Source organism: Silvibacterium sp. (assembly GCF_047605705.1).
In the GTDB taxonomy this organism is placed as follows: domain Bacteria; phylum Acidobacteriota; class Terriglobia; order Terriglobales; family Acidobacteriaceae; genus Silvibacterium.
This window is the reverse complement of record NZ_JASGFD010000009.1, coordinates 52,821-71,185: the sequence shown is the minus strand read 5'-3', so window position 1 is coordinate 71,185 and position 18,365 is coordinate 52,821. Positions and strand designations below refer to the sequence as shown.

Sequence of the window (18,365 nt, the reverse complement as noted above, 5' to 3'; positions counted from 1 at the left end):
ATTTGTCCCATTCTGCGGCAGGGAGCGAGGCAGAGATGCCCGCACGTGGCCAGCGCAGCTTGCTGGCTGCTGGTTCTGGTGGTGATGCTGTTGGCTGCGAAACCGGCTTCGGCCGTGAGCTGCACCACGCAAAGCCAGATGAACAATGCCCAGAGAGCCCAGTACGTGCAGGCCCTGCGCGCGCTCGAGGCGCCTATCCTGGCCGGGAATACGGCCGCGGTCAGGACGATGACGATTCCTGCGGTCGCGGCATCCTTTGACGGCATCGGGCAGAGTATCGAGTCGCTGAGTCCGCAGATCCAGGGCGGAGCATTCACGATCGGCGGCATGTACCTGCTGAATGCCACGGATCTGAAGGGTGGCGAGGAAGAGACGCAGTTCTTCTGCTCGGTGAACGGGTCTTCGCTGGTGGTGACGGTGACGATCCCACAGCTTCCGCCAGGAACCTACCTGCTCGCACTGCTGCACGCCACGGGTGTGGAGCATCCGCAGCAGGTCTCGATGATTCTGCAGCAGGACGCGTCGGCCTGGAAGCTGGCCGGCTTCTTCGTCCGGCCGATGAGTCTCGGTGGACGCGAAGGCGTCTGGTACTGGACGCAGGCCCGGCAGTACGGACAGAAGGGCGAGAAATGGCCTGCGTACTTCTATTACCAGACCGCGGCATTCCTGCTGGCTCCGGTGGACTTCATCTCCAGCCCTAACCTTGAGAAGCTCCAGAAGGAAACGCAGTCGGCCCGTCCAGCGGATCTGCCCGGTACGGACCCGATGAAACTTGCCGCCGCCGACGGCAAAAGTTTCGAGATCACCGCGCTTCGTACAGACAACTTCAGCGGCCAGCTCGATCTGGTGGTGAACTACAAGGCAGCGAGCGTCGCGGATCCGGTTGCGACGCGCACCGAGATCCTGGAAGTGATGAAGGCGCTGCTGCTGGTGCATCCGGAGTTGCGTAAGGCTTTCCACGGGCTGTGGGTGTACGCTGTGGCTCCAGGGCAGCGTCAGTTCGCGATCGAGATGCCCATGGAGCAGATTTCATAGACCGGCAGCGCAGATGCCGCAGAAGCTTGCGGCGACTTCATAGGAAGACAGGAAGCGTTTCCTCCCCTGAGACGTTTGCTGCATCTTAACCAGCGGTATGACACGCCGCATCGCGGGGTTAAGCGATAACAAAGGCAGTATTGGCTGCCGGGGAGCGAAGGAAGGAATTCCTGCTGAATGAGCCAGACGACGGAGAAGAATTTCTTTCAGGCAGTTGCGCAGCGGCGGGCCACGCCAAGTTTTGACGGCACGCAGGTGCCGGAAGGAGACCTGCAGCGAATTCTGGATGCGGGCCTGCATGCACCTTCGGGGTACAACATGCAGCCGTGGCGGTTCGTCGTGGTGCGTCATCCGGAGCAGCGGCGGAAACTCCGCGCAGCGGCCTTCAATCAGGCGAAAGTCGAAGAGGCGCCGGTGGTGATCGTAGCCTGCGCCGATGCGGACGGCTGGCGCAATGGCGATCTGGAAGAGATGCTGCGCTTGGGCCGCGAGGGTGGGATGACCGAGAACTATGCGGAACAGGCTCGCCAGAATATCCCGAATTATCTCTCCGAGCACCCGAATCTGATCGCATGGCTGGAGCGGCATGTGATGCTGGCCTTTACCACGATGATGTGGGCCGCCGAAGTGCTGGGTTACGACACAGCTCCGATGGAAGGCTTCGAAGAGAAGAAGGTGATCGAGGTGCTGAAGCTGCCGCTCAGCTACCACGTCGTGGCGTTGCTGGGCATCGGCAAGTTGCGTGGCCACGATAAGTTCAACGGCGGGCGCTTCAACGGCAGCCGCGTGGTCTTTGACGGTGAATATGGCAAGCCGTTTCACTTCGGATCGTAACGGTTCCGGTTGCAGATTGAGGAAGTCAGGCATTTGAGCAGGGAATATCCGCAGGCGCCGATCGTGGGAGTGGGGGCGGTGGTGCTGGATGGCGACCGGGTCTTATTGATCCGGCGCGCCAAGGAGCCGATGAAGGGGCAGTGGTCGCTCCCGGGCGGCGCGCTCGAAGTAGGTGAGACGCTGGCCCAGGGCGCGCAGCGCGAGGCGCGCGAGGAAACTGGCCTCGAAGTGGAGCCGCTGGTCGTGGTTGAGGTGCTCGATCGCATTTCGCACGACGCAGCCGGACAGGTTCAATACCACTACGTGCTGGTCGATTTTCTCTGCCGGGTGACAGGTGGAGAGCTGAAGCCGGGCAGCGATGCGGCGGAAGTCCGCTGGGCGGCACGTGGCGCGCTGCAAGGCGTGGCCTCCTTCACCGTCGAGGTGATCGAGAAGGCATTCCGATTGCGCAATTCCCTCGAAGGGCAATAAGAAAAGGCAGCCAGTCGGCTGCCTTTTCTTATTGCTGCGGAATGGCCTCGGTTAGTCCTTGATGACGCGGTCGAAGATCGCATCGACGTTCGAGAGCTGACGCTTGAAGTCGAAGGCCGCAGCCAGCTTCTCAGGGCTGAGGCGGCTGGTGATTGTCGGATCGGCAGCGACGAGATCCTTGAATACCAGGTCATTCTGCCACGCGTTCATCGCATGGCTCTGCACCAGGCGGTACGCATCCTCGCGCAGCATGCCGGACTCGGCGAGATCGAGCAGCAGCTGACCGCTGAAGATCAGGCCGCCGGTCGATTCGAGGTTCTTCAACATGCGCTCGGGATACACGAACATCTTGTCGATGAGGTTCGTCGTCTTGGCCAGCAGGTAGTCGGTCAGGATCGTCGAATCGGGGAAGATCACGCGTTCCGCAGACGAGTGCGAGATGTCGCGCTCGTGCCACAGGGCCACGTTCTCATAAGCAGTCTGCGCGTTCGCGCGGACGACGCGGGCGAGGCCGCTGATCTGCTCGCAGGTGATGGGGTTGCGCTTGTGCGGCATCGCCGACGAGCCCTTCTGCTTGGGCGAGAAATACTCTTCGGCTTCGCGAACCTCGGTGCGTTGCAGGTGGCGAACCTCGGTGGCGATCTTGTCCAGCGTCGCGGTGATGATGGCGAGCGCCGAGATGTAATGCGCATGGCGATCGCGCTGGATCACCTGCGTAGCGACCGGCGCGGGCTGGAGTCCGAGGCGTTCGCAGATGCGTTCCTCATGTTCGGGCTTGAGGTGGCCGAAGGTGCCTACCGCGCCCGAGAGCTTGCCGATGCGGATCTGCTCGACGGCGGCCTCAAAGCGGGTGATGTTGCGCGTGACCTCGGCATACCAGCCAAGCAGCTTCAGTCCAAAGGTCGTGGGTTCGGCGTGAACGCCGTGCGTGCGTCCGACGATGGGCGTGTGCTTGAACTCGAGGGCGCGCCGCTTGAGCGCGGCGGCCAGCTCGTGCAGGTCTTCGAGGATGATAGCCGACGCATCCTTAAGCTGCAGGGCCTGCGCGGTGTCCACCACATCGGTCGACGTGAGACCGTAGTGGAACCAGCGCGACTCGGGGCCTACGTGCTCTGCGACCGCGGTGGTGAAGGCGATCAGGTCATGGCGGATTTCGGCTTCGATCTCGAGCGCGCGCTCGGCGAGCTTTGCAGGGTCAATCTGGCTGCCGCGTTCGCGGATGGCGCGGGCGGCTTCTACCGGAACGATGCCGGCTTCTGCAAGCACTTCGCTGGCCGTGGTCTCTACTGCGAGCCACTTGCTGTACTTGTTAGCGTCGGTCCAGATCTGGCCCATGCGGGGCCGGGTATAGCGGGCGATCAATGCGAATCCTCCTGGGGAGCGTTGCCGTTACGGCTTGGGAATGTTGCCGGACTCTCTATTGTAACGTTCGCGCATCCAAGGGAGAGAAAGGCGCGAGTTTGGCGCAGTTCGACCGGCAGCAACTGAGAAGGGAGATTTATGTCAGACGTAGTTACAATTGCGAGCTTTACGGAGCCCCTGGAGGCGGAAATGGCGCGGCTGCGGCTGCAGTCAGCCGGGATTGAAACCTTTCTCTCGGGTGAAAATGCCCGCATTCTCGAGCCTGGCCTGGGGCCATTGCAGTTGCAGGTGAGCGCCGAAGACGAAGCAGACGCTCGCGCGCTGCTGGCCGATCCCGGGTTAAAAGAAGGGGAGTTCGAGCCGGAATTTGAGATTGGATCGAAGCCGGAAACCGCGTAGCGGCAGGTTTTCGGGCAAAAGAAAACGGCGCGGCTGCTGGAAGCGGCCGCGCCGGTCTGTATTTGAGGACTGGATTGCAGCCCGTTCAGATCTTGAGGAAGATGCGGCGGCGATAAAGGATGTACGTCGGAATCCAGCACACCAGCACAAACGCCAGCGAATAGAGCAGCGAAACAAATGCCGGATTGCCGATTGCGTTCAGCACCGCCCGGTAGGGGATGGCCGTGATGGTGACGCCCGGGCGAAGCGGCAGATTGTAGATCGCCCCGGCAAGCAGCTCCGACAGCACATACGCAAAGATGGAGTTGCTGCCGAAGACCAGAAACGGCATCAGCCACCCCGGCTTCCTGTTCGCAGCGTCATCCTTCCCACGCCGCAGTTCCACCACGAGCATGCTGATCGTCAGCAGGGCCAGGCTGAGCCCGCCTGCAAAGAGTACATAGGAGCTGGTCCAGAGCTTTTTGTTGATGGGGAAGAATGGGTTCCAGAGCAATCCAAGGACGACGCAGGCTACGCTTGCGTACCCGATATATTTTGCCTTGTCCGCCATGCTGCGATGGGTGCGCAGCCAGATGCCGGTGAGCACGCCCATCAGCGCTGTGCCCACGGCAGGCAGCGTGCTCAGGAAGCCCTCAGGATCGCGCACACGCTCGTAAAGATGGGGAGCGGAGAAGATGTGGCGGTCGAGCCATGCAACCAGGTTCAGGTTCGGGTCATTGATAGGCATCGCATGCGTCGGAACGCCGTAGCCCGGTATCGGAACGAAGCGCATCAGGATCCAGTAGCCGACGAGGCAGCCGACGGCGGTGATCAGCTTGCTGCGCCAGCCCGTGCTCAACAGGTAGAAGACGGAAATGATGAAGTAGCAGATGGCAATGCGGGGCAATACGCCGTACACGCGCCATGTCGCGAGGTGGAAGAACGGAAAGTTGTTCACCACCTGCCCGAAGGCGAAGAGGATGATTGCCCGCTTGAGGGCGTGGAAAAAGAGCGAGACGCGCGAAGCTCCCTGCGCGAGCCGCGCCTGCGTGGAGAATACCGTGGAAACGCCGACGAGGAAAAGAAATGTCGGAAAGACAAGATCCGTCGGGGTGAAGCCGTTCCATGCGGCGTGCTTCAGGGGCCAGTAGGCGTGGCTTTCGTCACCGTTATTGTTGACGAGGATCATGAAGGCGATGGTGAGTCCGCGAAGAGCGTCAATCGAAACAATGCGGGGCGGCTTGGCAGCAGAAGCGGTGACGGTAGCCATGGGTGCGTGTCGTTTTATCCGATCTGATGAGGATGCGTGAGCTGTTGCGAATCAGAGTATCAGGCGCCTGACAGGCAGTGAATCAGGGCAGCAGGTGCAGTGTGCGTGCCACTTCCGTAGCCTGCTGGTAGGCATCGCCATGAGGCTGATCCGGAAAGGACTCGTTCGCGTGGTTCCATTGTTCGCCGAAGGCAAACCAGTCGATCGGCTTTGCAGGCTGGCCGCTTTCGAGCGATGCATCGAGTGAGTCGAAGTACATCTTCCATCGGGGCCTGTAATAAGAGCTGACGAGCCCGGACCAATCCTTGTCCGCGTACTCGTGCAGGCCGCCCTCGTCGCTGGCCTTGCGATCGCCCCAGGTGGTCAGGATCGACCGCGCATCGAAGTGGAGCCGCGCCAGCTCTTCCGGTGTCGATGCCCACTGCGGCACCCAGGAGAGCCAGCGTCCGAGGAGGAACCACTGGTTTGTCGCAAGCAGCGCGTCTTCGAGCTCCATGCGATGCAGCCACTCGGCGGTAAGGCGGTCGAAGGCCGGCTTGTCTTTATGCTCATATGCGGTCTTGATCTCCGGGAGCAGTGTGCGAGCGCTGTTCACAAGCACCTGCCGGGAGATATCCACAAGATCGTACTGGTAGGTGCTCGTGGAGCGGAGTTCCGGCGCGACCTGCAGTAGTTCCGTAAGCGCGGGTGTGAGGTCGGCGGCCTGATAACGCAGCTCCTCCGGAGACGGACCCGCGGCGTGCCGGGCATCGAGCGAAGGCTGCGCGTTGAAGATGGAGTCGGCAGCGGCGTCGCGCTCGCCCTGGCCATTCACGCCGTCGGCGCGATAGCTGTAGATGGTGTGGAGGATGATCTGCCACGCGCGGACTGCGTGGAGATCATTGGCGCCGTATCGCCGCTGCGCGTATTCAGCGAACCACCGCTCGATGTCGACCGGCTCCTTGTGCCAGGCCATCTCCGTGTAGAGATCGAATGCGGCGGGGTTCGTGTCCACGCCCTCGGTAAAGTAGGCGATGCCGCGAATGCCGCTGCCAGGCTTTGCCGCATCCACGGGCAGCCGCACCGCGTAGTCATAGAGCGGCGCGCCAAGCGTCGTGCGGCCGCCAAATTCCCACAATCCGCCGAAGAGCCACGGCGCGTGGCGGAACTCTTCGTCGCGATTCTCTCTTGGCGTGCGGCCCTGTTCGATATCCGCGATGAGGATGCGTGTCGTGTCGAGCTCGGAGAGCAAGGCGGCCGAGGGTTCGCGCTGCCAGGCCATCATGAACCAGATTGCGCCGGGGTAGGTTTTCGTCTTCGGATGCGAGCGTTCGAGCGCATCCTGCACTGCCTTTGCGCCCGCGCCTTCAGGAACGTCGCCCGCCGTGCCGCCTTCCTGGAAGATGTTGATGTCGTAGAGCGGAGCAGCGCCGAAGAGCTCGCTCTGATGGCGGTAGAACGAGGCCGCCAGCTTGGCGAACCACGGATTTTTTTTATCTGAATCTCTAGGATCGAGCCAGCCGGGCCGGGTGAATCCATTCCACTCGCCCTGCGGAATCACATGCGCGCCCGGATGCCGCGTGCCGAAGTCCGCAGGCACGATGCCGTAATAGCCGGGCAGCACCGGGGCGATGCCAAGGCGGCGCAGCGAGGCGATGATGTGTTTCGCGGATTCGGCACGCTTGTGCAGCAGTTCGAGCGAGATCGGCTCGTTGAAGCAGCACATGTTGCCCATCAATTGCCAATTTTGGTGCGCGGGCTGCGTGATCCAGCGGCGGATTTCGTCGTCCGAATAGCCCGCATCCCGGAATGTCTCGTACAGCACGAGGTCGGTGCCGCGCTCGATGAGGACAGCGTTGATGCCGCTCATGGCGAGGATGTCGATCTCCCGCTGCCAGCGCACGTCATCCCAGTACGGAGCAGAGTAGCCGTCGACGTTCTCATTTAATGCATAGCGCCACGGATAGAGCGCAGGTTTATCGATCGGCGCGGGCGGCGCGGGAAGAATGAGCCCAGGTGCACCGAGCTGGAGGCCGTTGGTCGAGACCTGCAGATGTGCGACGTACTTGAGATACCAGTTCACGCCATAGAGGAGCGTCGGCGTGGTGGCCGCCTCCACGCGAATATGCCCCGCGGTGCCGGTGATGTGGAAGCCGTCCTGCTGCGCGGGCGTGAGCGCCAGCGTGAATTGCGGCGCAAGCGCGGGCATCAGGCGCTCCAGCACCTCGCGTGCCGGCTGCGTCAATGTGGTCGGCTCGACAAGGGCAGGTTCGGCAAGAGCAGATGCGATCAGGCCAGGGCAAAGAACAGCAAGGGCAAAGAGGCGCCGGAAAACCATGCGTACCAATGTATCGGAGAAGCTGCACGATGGGCCGGGCAAGGGAAGGCGGCCTTCGCGGGTGGTAGCCTGTCAACGATGAAGTTGAAACTTGCAGCCATACGTTCGGGCACCGAGCCCGTTGGGGGCCTTCCGGGAGGCACCTTTCACCGCTGGATCGATCCACCGCTTTTATGTCCCAAGTGTGATGTGACCTACAACGTTGCGGCGGAGTGGGATCACGCCGTGGACCGCTTCTTTGAGGATCAGGCGAGGCCGCTGATCCAGATGCTGAAGAAGACAATCATCCTCGGCCACATACACGGGCATAAGATGACGCACCTCGAGACCTCGGGCGTCGTGGTGACGGCGGTGACGCCGGAGGGCGTTGTCCGGCTGGGATAAGCCCTCACTCATTCAAGGAAGACCAGTGGTCAGATCGGGTTTGCATGCCATGCTGCGGGCGCTCGTGTGCTCGCTGATACTGGGAGGCTTCGGCCGCCAGGCGTATAGCCAGTGTGACCAGCAACTGGTGACGCCGAACGCGCCGGCTCCGATTCGCATTCCTTTTCGCTTCGAGCACAAGCTGATGGTTGTCGAGGCCACGGTCAACGGCCAGGCCGGGCAGTTTATCGTGGACACTGGCTTCACAGGCCTGGCGGTGGATCAAACCTTTGCGAAGAAGGTATCGCTTCCTCTTCAGCAGGGAGAGATGAAACTCAGCGCGCTGACCAGCACCACGAAAGCGCCGGCAATTTTCGCTCCCGGCGCCGTGATTGCTTTATCCGGGATGGGCTCATCAGGTCTCAGCCTCAGTTCCGGCATGCCGATCGTGTTCGATCTCTCGTGGATCACGAAGGCAAGCGGTATGGCCGTCGACAGCATCATTGGCTCATCGCTTTTCGTCGGCAGGGTTGTGACGATCGATTACCGCACGAACACGCTTGAAGTAGCATGCGGACATGTCTCTCCGGAAAAAGACGGGGAGGTCGCATTCGACAAGAAAAAGCTGCCGCTCGTATCGGCCACCATCGCGAAAGATGGTCATTCCGCGAAGGGCATATTTGAAATCGATACAGGCGGCGACGGCGGAATCGAGGTCAATCACTGGTTTGTCGAGCGGCACGCCAATCTCTTTGGCGCATCGCCGGACGAAATCTCAGCCAAGGCGTCGGACGAGATCGGTATCGATGGCAGGCAGACCTATACCTCGTCCGTGCTGAGTGAGTTCACCCTCGGCGGCCAGAGCTTTCGCGATGTTCCTGCCGCCATCGCGGCGGATGCCAAGGGAGCGAGCGGGCCGAGGCCTGGCCGGAATCCTGGGGAATGACTTTCTTTCGCGCTTCTCCAGGGTCACGATCGATTATCAGCAGGGAGTCATCTTTCTGGAGCGCTAGTGGGTATCGCCATGGTTGTTTGGCGCCTCTATTCCTAACCTCGAAGCTGTCATTCCGACCGAAGCGAGACAGTTTTATTGTCTCGCGTAGTGGAGGAACCCGCACTTTGGCCAGCCTGTTCGAGGATGTTATGAAGCCGGCAGCCTCACTGCAGGTTCCTCCGCTACGCTCCCTGCGGTCGCTTCGGTCGGAATGACAAGCTTCTTCCAAAGATCCAGGCATTCACAATATGCCGATACAGCCTAATGGCCTCCACCGCCCGTGCTGGGATGCTTCGGCGGCTTGCGCATGATGAAGGGCAGTGGAATCAGGCAGCCGATGGCCATGCTGAGTCCCCAGAAGGCATTCTGATAGCTGAGCATCTGGGCCTGCCGCAGGAGAGTCTGGTAGACCTGCCCGGTTGCCAGCGATGCGGCCTGGTCGGCGTTTTGCCCCAGGTGCATCAGCGCGGTCTTTGTGGCATCGATGAAATGCGCGTACGCGGGGTCGCCGGGGACGATGCGGGCGATGAGGCTCGTCTGGTGTGTCTGCTGCGTGCGCTGCACGAAGGTCGTGAGCATGGCCGTACCGACCGATCCGCCAAGGTTGCGGGCGAAGTTCGACAGGCTCGAGATCTGGTTGTTCTTGTCTCGCGGCACACCCACGTAGTTGAGCGTGCTGATGGGAATGAAGACGAACGAGAGCCCCATCACCTGCAACATGCGCCAGAAGACAATGGTGCCGAAGCTGACATCGAGGTCGAGCCGGGTGAGGTTGTAGAGGCCTGCCGCCGTGATGAAGTAGCCGATAGCGACGAGCAGGCGGGCATCGATTTTGCCTCTGCCGACAATGCGTCCAGAGACCGGCATCATGAACATGAGCACCAGCGCTCCGGGCGAGAGCGCCATGCCCGCGCGCTCGGCGGTGTAGCCCATGAGCGCCTGCAGGAACTGCGGGATCAGAACCGTGGAGCCGAAGAGCACCATGCCCAGCACGAATTGCAGGAAGACAGCCGTGCCGAAGTTGCGGTTGCGGAGCAGCTTCAGGTCGACGATCGGGTCGGGATGCCGCCACTCCCACCAGACGAAGAGCACCAGCGTAACCGCCGCCAGGATCGCGAAGAGCGTGATATGCGGATCACCGAACCAGTCCTTCTCCTGGCCCTTATCGAGCACGACCTCGAGGAAGCCGACGCCGACCGCGACCAGGCCAAGACCCATGCTGTCGATGCGGCCAAGCTTCTCCTTCTTGGCCTTGAGGTACGGCGGATCTTCGACCATGCGATGACTCAGGTACATCGAGAGCAGGCCGACCGGCACGTTGATGAAGAAGATCCAGTGCCAGTTGAAGTTGTCGGTGATGTAGCCGCCGAGCGTAGGACCGATGGCCGGGGCGCAGACGACTGCCATGCCGTAAACAGCGAAGGCCTGGGCTCGCTTGGCGATAGGGAAGGTATCCGCAAGGATCGCCTGTTCGCTTGGCGCCAGTCCGCCGCCGCCCACGCCCTGCAGAATGCGGGCGAGGATCAGGAACGGCAGTGTCGGCGCTAGCCCACACAGCATGGAGCAAACGGTGAACATCGCCACGCACGCCATGTAAAAGCGCTTGCGGCCGAACCTGGCCATCAGCCATCCGGAGATAGGCAGGATGATGGCGCTCGAAACGAGGTAGCTGGTCAGAACCCAGGTCGCCTCTTCCTGGCTCGCGCCGAGCGACCCGGCAATGTGCGGGAGGGCGACGTTTGCGATGGAGGTGTCGAGGACCTCCATGAAGGTGGCGAGCGTTACGGTAAGAGCGACGGCCCAGGGATTATGGGACGGCTTCCAGTCATGGATATCCGGCTGCTGCGGCAATGCGAACCTCGCCGGGGCTGCCGGCCATAAAATTGTTCGTGACTCTGGCTGGATTCTATCGCAAAAAATAGAAGTTTAGCTTTCAATCTCTACGAGTGTTTCGTGAGTGTCCGGTTATGAACATAGGACAGGCGAATCGAACAGCTCCGCCGGGCAATCTGTTTCCTCCTCGCGTGTTTTCAGGGAGTTAGAGGGACGGAGTTTGGCACGACAGGTGCACACATCTCTCCCGACACGTTTTGAGGAGAACTATGCACGCCATTCTGAGCGACATCCGATTTGCGCTGCGCCAGCTTCGCCGGGCTCCCGGCTTTGCCGTGACCGCGGTGCTGACGCTGGGGCTGGCCATCGGCGCCAATACTGCCATCTTTACGCTGCTCGACCAGGCGCTGCTGAGCTCGCTCCCGGTCAGGGAGCCATCGAAGCTGGTGGTCCTGAGCTTCGCCGGTGAGGTGGACGGCCACATGCATAACGAGGGTGGTGATAGCCCGGGCCACACCCACTATTTCACCTACTCGGACTACAAGGAGATGCGCGACCGGAACACGGTGCTCAGCGGGCTGGCGGCTGCGGAGCCGTTAACGCTGGGCGTCAAGTGGGGCGAGCAGGCGGAGAACGCGCGCGCCGAGATCGTGAGCGGAAACTATTTCCAGATGCTCGGCGTACCGGCTGCCGCGGGACGGGTGCTGGCGCCTGCTGACGATACCGCCCCGGGCGCAAATCCGGTCGCGGTGCTGAGCTTCGATTATTGGAAACGGCGGCTCGGTGAGGCTCCGGTAACTGGCAAGACCCTGCTGATCAATGGCCAACCGTTCACGGTGCTGGGCGTGGCCGCTCCCGGATTCCACAGCATGACCTGGGGCGACACCCCGGAGATCTGGGTGCCGTTGAGCATGCAGAAGGTGGTCGATCCAGACTATGACTGGCTGAACGATCCCAAGTCTTATTGGCTGACCCTGACCGGCCGTCTGAAGCCGGGCGTGACTGCGGCACAGGCCGAGGCAGCGATGGATCCGCTCTTCCGCGCGATTCGTGCTGATGATTTTCGCTATCTCCGCGATCAGTCGGCGGCAGCTCGCAAGAGCTTTGTCGAGAAGAGCCGCCTGCATGTCGATTCCGGGGCGCGAGGTTTCTCACCGCAGCGCGACAGCCTGCGTACGCCCCTGACCATTGTGATGGCCATGGTTCTGCTGGTTGTAGCGATGGCCGCCATCAACGTGGCCAGCCTGCTGCTGGTGCGCGCCGCTACGCGTGTGCGTGAGTTCTCCATGCGCTACGCGCTGGGCGCAACCAATGTGCAGGTGCTGCGGCAGCTGCTGGCCGAAGGATTACTGCTCAGCGCCCTGGGAGCACTGGTCGGCCTGCTGCTGGCGCCGCAGGTGCTGCGCGCGCTGATTGCATGGATGGCGGGACGGACGCCGGAGGCCTCGCCGTTCACGTCGGAGATGAACTGGACGGTGATGGGCTTTACCGGCGCGGCTGTCCTCCTGGTGGGTTTGGCCTTCAGCCTGGCTCCGGCGCTGCAGTTCTGGAACCCGCGTCTGGCCGAGTCGCTGAAGCAGCAGGTTGGTACCGGAACGGGAGCAGCGCTGCGCTTCCGCAAAACCTGCGTGATGCTGCAGATCGGCTTCAGTCTGCTGCTGCTGGTCGGAGCGGGCCTGTTCGTGCGTACGGTGCAGAACCTGAAGGCAACGAATACGGGATTCCCAACCGACCACCTGCTTTCCTTCGACCTGACACCGGAATTCGCAGGTTATCCCTCGGCGGAGGTGCCGATCGTCGAAAAGCAGGTTCTCGATGCTCTGGCTGCCGTGCCGGGTGTCAAGGCAGTCGGTGCGACGGCCGATCCGGATCTGGTCGGCAGCGGTACATCCGGGGATGTCACCGTGCCGGGCACCGGTCCGAAGAACGATGGTTTCGATGCGGAGCTGCCCTGGGTGAGCGACTCCTATTTGCAGACACTGGGTGTTCCGCTCCTTGCCGGCCGTTACTTCAACAGCGGAGATACGGCGAGTGCTGACCATGTCGTGATCGTGAATGAAAAGTTTGCGAAACAAGTCTTCGGCAGTGTGCCGGCCGCCCTGGGCCATCACATGACCCGGCCAGGAAAACCGAAAGATCCGGCCGCTGGATGGACGATCGTAGGCGTAGTCGGGAATGTGAAGCACCAGACGGTTCGAGATGATGCTACAGTGACGGCCTACCGCCCGTTCCTGCAGGCCGACCAGCCGGATAGCCAGACGGTCTACATCCGCACCTGGCAGGCCCCCGGCACCGCGACCGCCTCGATCCGCGAGGCGGTCCGGCGCGTCGATAGCCGCCTGATCGTCGAGGACATCGCCACGCTCGACACCCGCATCGATGACAGCCTCTCGAACGAGCGTGCAATCGCGCTGCTGGCCGCGGCCTTCGGCATCCTTGCTGTGGTGATGGCGGGTATCGGCGTCTACGGCATCCTCGCTTACACCACGGCGCAGCGCACGCGGGAGATCGGCATCCGCATGGCCCTGGGGGCACGGCGTACCACGGTCGTCGGCCTCATCCTGCGCGAGGTGCTGGTTCTGGCGGGCATCGCGATTGCCGTCACGGTGCCTCTGGCGCTGGTGGCGTCACGCGCCCTGCGCAGCGAGCTGTACGGTGTCTCGACGGGCGATATCGCGGTGTATAGCGTCGCGGTGCTGGTGATCGGCGGCGTAGCGCTGACGGCAGCCCTGCTGCCTGCGCGCCGCGCCGCGTCCATCGAGCCCTCGCGAGCGCTGCGCGACCAGTAGCGGTTATTCTGCGACCGGGATTGTGTCCTGCAAGGCGGCGCGGTGGCCACTGGCGACCGCGCCCGCTTCCGGCGCAAGCCGTACGGCGTCGATGAGGGAGAAGAGCACCAGCACCGAGACCAACAGCATCGCGAAGTGAAAGTCCTGCAGCGAAGGCTGTGCCAGATTCTCTTTCCGGAACCAGCCCGAGGCGCGAACGAGAGCCGCGCCCGTGGCAACGCCCATGCTGCCGGAGAGCTGCACGACGGCGGAGAAAAATCCGTTGGCGCGGCTCATGTGCGTGGGTGGAATGTCGGCATAGGCCAGCGTGCTGATGCTGGTGAATTGCAGCGATCGCAGCGCCCCGTGCGCGAAGAGCACGGCGATGATGATCCAGGGCGACAGCCCAGGGGTGAGCGCACCGCAAATGGCGACAGAGGCGGCGGTGAAGACTCCGTTCACCAGAAGCACACGGCGGAAACCGAATCGGCGCAGGATGGGAATGACCAGCGACTTCATGGTGAGGTCGCCGGCAAAGAGTACCAGCACGTAAAGACCGGAGTGGAAGGCGTTCAACCCGAAGCCGATCTGGAACATGAGCGGCAGCAGGAAGGGAAGCACGCTCACGGCGATGCGGAAGAGCGATCCACCGTAGATCGACTGCGCGAAGCTCGGCAGACGCAGCGAGATGAGGTCGATCAGCGGGTAATCGGCCTTGCGCGCGGTGAAGACGGCCAGCGTACCGGAGACGAGGCTGATGACCAGCAGGATCAGCGCAAGGCGGAAATTGACCGGCGTCTGCGAGAGCAGTTCAAGCGCATAGACGAACAGCGTCGAGCCCAGACCGGCGAGCAGGAAGGTCCGCCAGTCGAAGGCATGCCGCGTCTCCGTGCGCTCGTTGGAGATCCACAAGGCGGTCAACACAAGCGCGGTCACGCCCAGCGGTACATTCAGGAAGAAGATCCAGCGCCAGCTCCAGTAGGTAGTGATGAAGCCTCCGAGCGGCGGTCCGATGATGGGGGCCGAGAGCGCCGGCCAGGTGATGTAGGCGATGGCCTTCGCGAGATCTTCCTTGGGCGTGGCGCGGAGCACGATGAGGCGGCCGACCGGGACCATCATGGCTCCGCCGATGCCCTGAAGAATGCGCGCCAGGACGAACTCGGTGACGCCGTTCGACAGGCCGCAGAGGACCGATGCCAGCGTAAAGACGGTGATCGCCGCGGCAAAGACGGAGCGCGAGCCCATGCGGTCGGCCATCCATCCGCTGATGGGGATGAAGACGGCGAGCGTGAGCATGTAGGCAGTCATGCCGATGTTGAGGCTGACGGCCGAGGCGTGGAAGGCACGGCCCATCTGCGGCAGCGCCGTGGCGATGATGGTGCCGTCGAGCAGCTCCATGAACATCGCTGCTGCAACCAGGCTGGTGACGAAGACAGGACGGACGCGCGAAGGCTGGAAGGCGGTGTGACACTCGCCGCCGGGCGAGGATCTGCCGGAGTCTGAGGATGGCGCGTCAGTTTTCATTCGCTGCTCCTATTGTCCTACATGCGAGCAGCAAAGTGTGGTCAGGCTGCCACGTGCGCCGGTTTGCGGCTCAGCAGGTAGAGCACCGAGACAAGCGCTAAAACAGAACAGAATCCTGCGATGCCAAGGATGCGCAGGATGGCCACGGTATAGCGTCCCTGGCTCGGCGAGTAGTTGCAGCAATAAAGCAGTACGAGGTCGGAGAGTGTGCCGATACGGCGGTTGCTGGCTTCGATCAGCGCGAATCGGAGATCGCGCGGCTGATATTCGATGCCGGAGAAGTACTTTGACATGCGGCCGTCGGGCGTCGCGATCATGATGACGCTCGAGTGCGCGTACTGGTCCATTTTTCCGTCCGGGCCCGGCACACGGACGTAGTGAAAGCCCGTCGCCGAGGCGAGTGCCGTGATTGCCGGCTGCTTTCCGGTGAGGAAATGGATGTGGTCTGCGGCTCCGGACGCGCCGAGCATTGCGACGATGTGCGCTTTCGTCTCTGCGGCGTCCGCGGGCGTGTCGTCCGGATCGATGCTGGCTACGACGATGTCGTACTCATCGCCGGGATGGAAGCCGGTCTGACGCAGAGCCTGGGCCATCCCATGCAGAACCTGCGGGCAGAGCATGCCGCATTTGAAATACACCTGTGCGAGAACGATCGGGCGTTGATGGAAGAAGTCGCCGAGCGTGACAGGCTTGCCGGAGGAGTCGACAAACTGCGCGTCCAGCGGAAGCTGCGAGCCAAGACGCTGGTCGATGCCGGCATTCTGCAGGTAGCTGGGCCGGTTCTGCGCGGCAGCGCCGAGCGGCTTGTCCGCCATATCCTGTGCGAGACAGGGAATCACAGCTGTAAAGAGCAGGAAAGCCAGGAGCCATGAAGCAGAACGTGGCGAGAGTCGATGGCGCAGCATGTCCGCGCCATCATACTCCCGCACACGGTAACGCTTCAGTATCACTCGCCGTCCTTCGGCAGGGGCTGGAGCTCGATGGTACGGCCGCTGGCAGCGGAATGGCGCGCGGCATCGAGGATCTGTACGACCGTGACATTGGTGCTGAGGCTGGTGAGGTCGTGGTCGGGATTGAGCTGCTTCCGCACGACCGCGGCGAGATAGTGAAGCGAGGTGTCCTCGGGGGACTGGAGCGGATCGGCGGTAAATTCCTGTTCCGGTTGATTCTCCGCGGTGCGCAGCTTTACCTGCCTCGGGTTTACGGCGATGGCATAGGCCTTCGTGCCGTACACCTCCATATCCTTGCGCGAGAAGGTCCAGTTCCAGGAAGGCATGAGCACGGCCTGGGTATGCGGATAGCGCAGGATGATGGTGGCGTCATCATCGACGTGCGGATAGGTTTCGGGCTTGTCGGTCTGCGCGGAGGCGGTGACCGAGATCGGCGCCTCGCCGTGCATCATGACCGTTATGAGGTCGGCGCCGTAGCAGCCGAAGTCATAGAGCGCGCCTGCGCCATTCAGGGCCGGGTCGGTGAGCCACTTCAGGAATTCCGGCTGCACGCCGATTTCGGCGGGTCCCTCGTGGCCGTCATGCACCACGACCTTGCGGACGTCCCCAAGCTTGCCCGAGGAGACCATGTCGAGCACGGCCTTATTGCTGGAGTACCAGGTGGTCTCGTAGTTCACCATTACCTGGATGTGGTGCTCGTGCGCGAGGCGACGGATGGCGAGAGCGTCCTCGACGGACAGGGCCAGGGGCTTTTCGACCATCACGTCGAGACCAAGACGCGCGGCAGCTTCAATGATGCGGCGATGGTCGCCGACCGAGGTATAGACCAGCAGCGCTTGCGGATGAGTCGCAGCCACGGCCTTGTCCAGATCCGAATAAAGGAGGCTGGAGTCGAGATGAAAGTGCGCCTGTGCCTTGGCGCGGAGCGCAGGATCGGGGTCGACGACCGCAACCAGCTGAGCGTCGTTCTGTTTTGGGAAAGCGCCGAGGAAACCATCGACGTGGCCGTGTTCGAGGCCGACGATAGCTACGCGGACAGGCTGAGAAGCCTGCTGAGCATGAAGCGAGGTCATGCCTAGAGTGGATGCGAGGGAGAAGAGGGCGGTGGTGAGGAGCGATGCGCAGCGGACCATAGCAGCGCCATCATAGCCCAGCGAAGATACTTTATGGAAACGTTACCGCAGCGTGAATGCAAGCTCGGGCAACGTAAAAGCAGGGCCATGGGATGGCCCTGCCGGGATTCTCGAATTTAGGAGGACTCGCCGTCCAGCATGTGCAGCTCTTTGCCAGGCTTGAAGCGCACCGCCTTGCCGGGGGCAATGGTGACCTCGGCGCCGGTACGCGGGTTGCGGCCGATGCCCGTCTTGCGAGGACGTACGTTGAAGACGCCGAAGCCGCGCAGTTCAATGCGCTGGCCATTGGCGAGGGCTTTTTTCAGGCTCTCGAAGACGGTGTCCACGGCAGCCTCGGCCTTGACGCGAGGCAGCCCGGTTCGCTCAATGACGTGATGGATGATGTCCTGCTTGATCAATGTGATTCACCCGAAAGTCGAAGTATGCCAGCGTGGCCTGACGGCTGGAGTGATGCTAGAAAGCTTTAGGCCTGTTGTCAACGCATCGGCTGTCTCGTAAGATGCAATTTTTGAAGCAAATATCACTGAAACCCGGTAGCTTTTGATGAAGCTGGCCGATAAGGAGCAGTTCTTGGCAATTAAGAGTGACCGCTGGATACGCGAACAGGCGACCAAGCATGGAATGATCTCGCCGTTCAGCGAGAAGCAGGTGCGGGAAGGAGTGATCTCGTACGGGCTTTCCTCCTATGGTTACGACCTGCGGGTATCGAACGAATTCAAGATCTTCACGAACGTGAACAGCGCGATTATCGACCCGAAGAACTTCGATGAGCGCTCTTTCGTGACCGTCGAGTCCGATTCGGTGATCGTTCCCCCGAACTCGTTCGCCCTGGCCCGTTCGATCGAATATTTCAAGATTCCGCGGGATGTTCTGACGATCTGTGTCGGCAAGTCGACCTATGCGCGGTGCGGCATCATCGTCAATGTGACGCCTTTCGAGCCGGAATGGGAAGGCTATGTGACCCTGGAGATTTCGAATACGACGCCGCTGCCGGCGCGTGTCTATGCGAACGAGGGGCTCTGCCAGATCCTGTTCTTCCAGTCCGACGAGCCCTGCGAAGTGAGCTACGCGGACCGGCGCGGGAAGTATCAGAAGCAGCAGGGAATTGTCCTGCCCAAGCTCTAACGAAAGCC

At 61.9% G+C, this 18,365-nt stretch carries 16 protein-coding genes; 8 read left to right on the top strand and 8 right to left on the bottom strand.

Annotated features, from left to right (window positions below; genetic code table 11):
* The first annotated feature begins 45 nt into the window (after positions 1-45).
* From QM649_RS05185 to QM649_RS05175, 3 genes are all read left to right on the top strand, one after another.
* Positions 46-1,035 (top strand): hypothetical protein, encoded by a 990-nt coding sequence (locus QM649_RS05185; protein ID WP_415197954.1) that lies wholly within the window; start codon positions 46-48, stop codon positions 1,033-1,035.
* 177 nt (positions 1,036-1,212) lie between these two features.
* Entirely contained in the window at positions 1,213-1,869 is a 657-nt protein-coding gene (locus QM649_RS05180; RefSeq protein WP_415197953.1) for a nitroreductase family protein, read from the top strand.
* Between the two features lie 33 nt (positions 1,870-1,902).
* Complete coding sequence (locus QM649_RS05175; RefSeq protein WP_415197952.1) at positions 1,903-2,340, top strand: NUDIX hydrolase; 438 nt, start codon at positions 1,903-1,905, stop codon at positions 2,338-2,340.
* Positions 2,341-2,391: 51 nt separating this feature from the next.
* Here the strand turns inward: QM649_RS05175 and purB are convergent, their stop codons facing one another.
* The gene (gene purB / locus QM649_RS05170; RefSeq protein WP_415197951.1) at positions 2,392-3,702 is read right to left on the bottom strand and encodes an adenylosuccinate lyase; all 1,311 of its coding nucleotides are present in this window, start codon (positions 3,700-3,702) and stop codon (positions 2,392-2,394) included.
* Positions 3,703-3,840: 138 nt separating this feature from the next.
* On the opposite strand from purB, the gene QM649_RS05165 reads away from it, so the two are divergent.
* The gene (locus tag QM649_RS05165) at positions 3,841-4,101 is read left to right on the top strand and encodes a DUF2007 domain-containing protein (protein ID WP_415197950.1); all 261 of its coding nucleotides are present in this window, start codon (positions 3,841-3,843) and stop codon (positions 4,099-4,101) included.
* Positions 4,102-4,186: 85 nt separating this feature from the next.
* Here the strand turns inward: QM649_RS05165 and QM649_RS05160 are convergent, their stop codons facing one another.
* Both QM649_RS05160 and QM649_RS05155 read right to left on the bottom strand, forming a co-directional pair.
* Positions 4,187-5,350, bottom strand: a complete 1,164-nt coding sequence (locus QM649_RS05160) for an acyltransferase family protein (protein WP_415197949.1) — start codon at positions 5,348-5,350, stop codon at positions 4,187-4,189.
* Between the two features lie 82 nt (positions 5,351-5,432).
* On the bottom strand, positions 5,433-7,667 hold the full coding sequence (locus QM649_RS05155; RefSeq protein ID WP_415197948.1) for an alpha-N-acetylglucosaminidase: 2,235 nt from the start codon (positions 7,665-7,667) through the stop codon (positions 5,433-5,435).
* A 78-nt stretch (positions 7,668-7,745) separates the two neighbouring features.
* Here QM649_RS05155 and QM649_RS05150 point away from each other — a divergent pair, with 78 nt between their 5' ends.
* Together QM649_RS05150 and QM649_RS05145 are read left to right on the top strand one after the other, a co-directional pair.
* Complete coding sequence (locus QM649_RS05150; protein ID WP_415197947.1) at positions 7,746-8,051, top strand: hypothetical protein; 306 nt, start codon at positions 7,746-7,748, stop codon at positions 8,049-8,051.
* Positions 8,052-8,076: 25 nt separating this feature from the next.
* Entirely contained in the window at positions 8,077-8,976 is a 900-nt protein-coding gene (locus tag QM649_RS05145; RefSeq protein WP_415197946.1) for an aspartyl protease family protein, read from the top strand.
* Between the two features lie 309 nt (positions 8,977-9,285).
* On the opposite strand, the gene QM649_RS05140 is transcribed toward QM649_RS05145, so the two are convergent.
* Positions 9,286-10,875 (bottom strand): DHA2 family efflux MFS transporter permease subunit, encoded by a 1,590-nt coding sequence (locus QM649_RS05140; protein ID WP_415197945.1) that lies wholly within the window; start codon positions 10,873-10,875, stop codon positions 9,286-9,288.
* A gap of 251 nt (positions 10,876-11,126) precedes the next feature.
* Here QM649_RS05140 and QM649_RS05135 point away from each other — a divergent pair, with 251 nt between their 5' ends.
* A complete protein-coding gene (locus QM649_RS05135) occupies positions 11,127-13,646 on the top strand; it encodes an ABC transporter permease (protein ID WP_415197944.1) in 2,520 nt (839 codons plus the stop codon).
* 3 nt (positions 13,647-13,649) lie between these two features.
* Here the strand turns inward: QM649_RS05135 and QM649_RS05130 are convergent, their stop codons facing one another.
* The 4 genes from QM649_RS05130 to QM649_RS05115 all read right to left on the bottom strand — a co-directional run bounded on the left by QM649_RS05130 (position 13,650) and on the right by QM649_RS05115 (position 17,630).
* Positions 13,650-15,149: an MFS transporter gene (locus tag QM649_RS05130; RefSeq protein ID WP_415197943.1), complete on the bottom strand. Its 1,500-nt coding sequence runs from the start codon at positions 15,147-15,149 to the stop codon at positions 13,650-13,652.
* A gap of 41 nt (positions 15,150-15,190) precedes the next feature.
* On the bottom strand, positions 15,191-16,099 hold the full coding sequence (locus QM649_RS05125; RefSeq protein WP_415197942.1) for an SCO family protein: 909 nt from the start codon (positions 16,097-16,099) through the stop codon (positions 15,191-15,193).
* Positions 16,096-17,232 (bottom strand): Gfo/Idh/MocA family protein, encoded by a 1,137-nt coding sequence (locus QM649_RS05120; protein ID WP_415197941.1) that lies wholly within the window; start codon positions 17,230-17,232, stop codon positions 16,096-16,098. Before QM649_RS05120 ends, QM649_RS05125 begins: the two co-directional genes overlap by 4 nt.
* Positions 17,233-17,348: 116 nt before the next feature.
* Positions 17,349-17,630 carry an HU family DNA-binding protein gene (locus QM649_RS05115; RefSeq protein WP_415197940.1) on the bottom strand — a complete coding sequence of 94 codons (282 nt, stop codon included), beginning with the start codon at positions 17,628-17,630 and terminating at the stop codon, positions 17,349-17,351.
* A gap of 172 nt (positions 17,631-17,802) precedes the next feature.
* Between QM649_RS05115 and dcd the strand changes: the two genes are divergently transcribed.
* The gene (gene dcd, locus QM649_RS05110) at positions 17,803-18,357 is read left to right on the top strand and encodes a dCTP deaminase (protein ID WP_415197939.1); all 555 of its coding nucleotides are present in this window, start codon (positions 17,803-17,805) and stop codon (positions 18,355-18,357) included.
* Positions 18,358-18,365 lie beyond the last annotated feature (8 nt).

Coding starts and splice junctions, on each gene's coding strand:
- QM649_RS05150 (WP_415197947.1), top strand. CDS start 7,746: ATGAAGTTGAAACTTGCAGCCATACGTTCGGGCACCGAGCCCGTTGGG.
- QM649_RS05130 (WP_415197943.1), bottom strand. CDS start 15,149: ATGAAAACTGACGCGCCATCCTCAGACTCCGGCAGATCCTCGCCCGGC.
- QM649_RS05180 (WP_415197953.1), top strand. CDS start 1,213: ATGAGCCAGACGACGGAGAAGAATTTCTTTCAGGCAGTTGCGCAGCGG.
- QM649_RS05155 (WP_415197948.1), bottom strand. CDS start 7,667: ATGGTTTTCCGGCGCCTCTTTGCCCTTGCTGTTCTTTGCCCTGGCCTG.
- QM649_RS05120 (WP_415197941.1), bottom strand. CDS start 17,232: ATGGTCCGCTGCGCATCGCTCCTCACCACCGCCCTCTTCTCCCTCGCA.
- QM649_RS05165 (WP_415197950.1), top strand. CDS start 3,841: ATGTCAGACGTAGTTACAATTGCGAGCTTTACGGAGCCCCTGGAGGCG.
- QM649_RS05135 (WP_415197944.1), top strand. CDS start 11,127: ATGCACGCCATTCTGAGCGACATCCGATTTGCGCTGCGCCAGCTTCGC.
- QM649_RS05160 (WP_415197949.1), bottom strand. CDS start 5,350: ATGGCTACCGTCACCGCTTCTGCTGCCAAGCCGCCCCGCATTGTTTCG.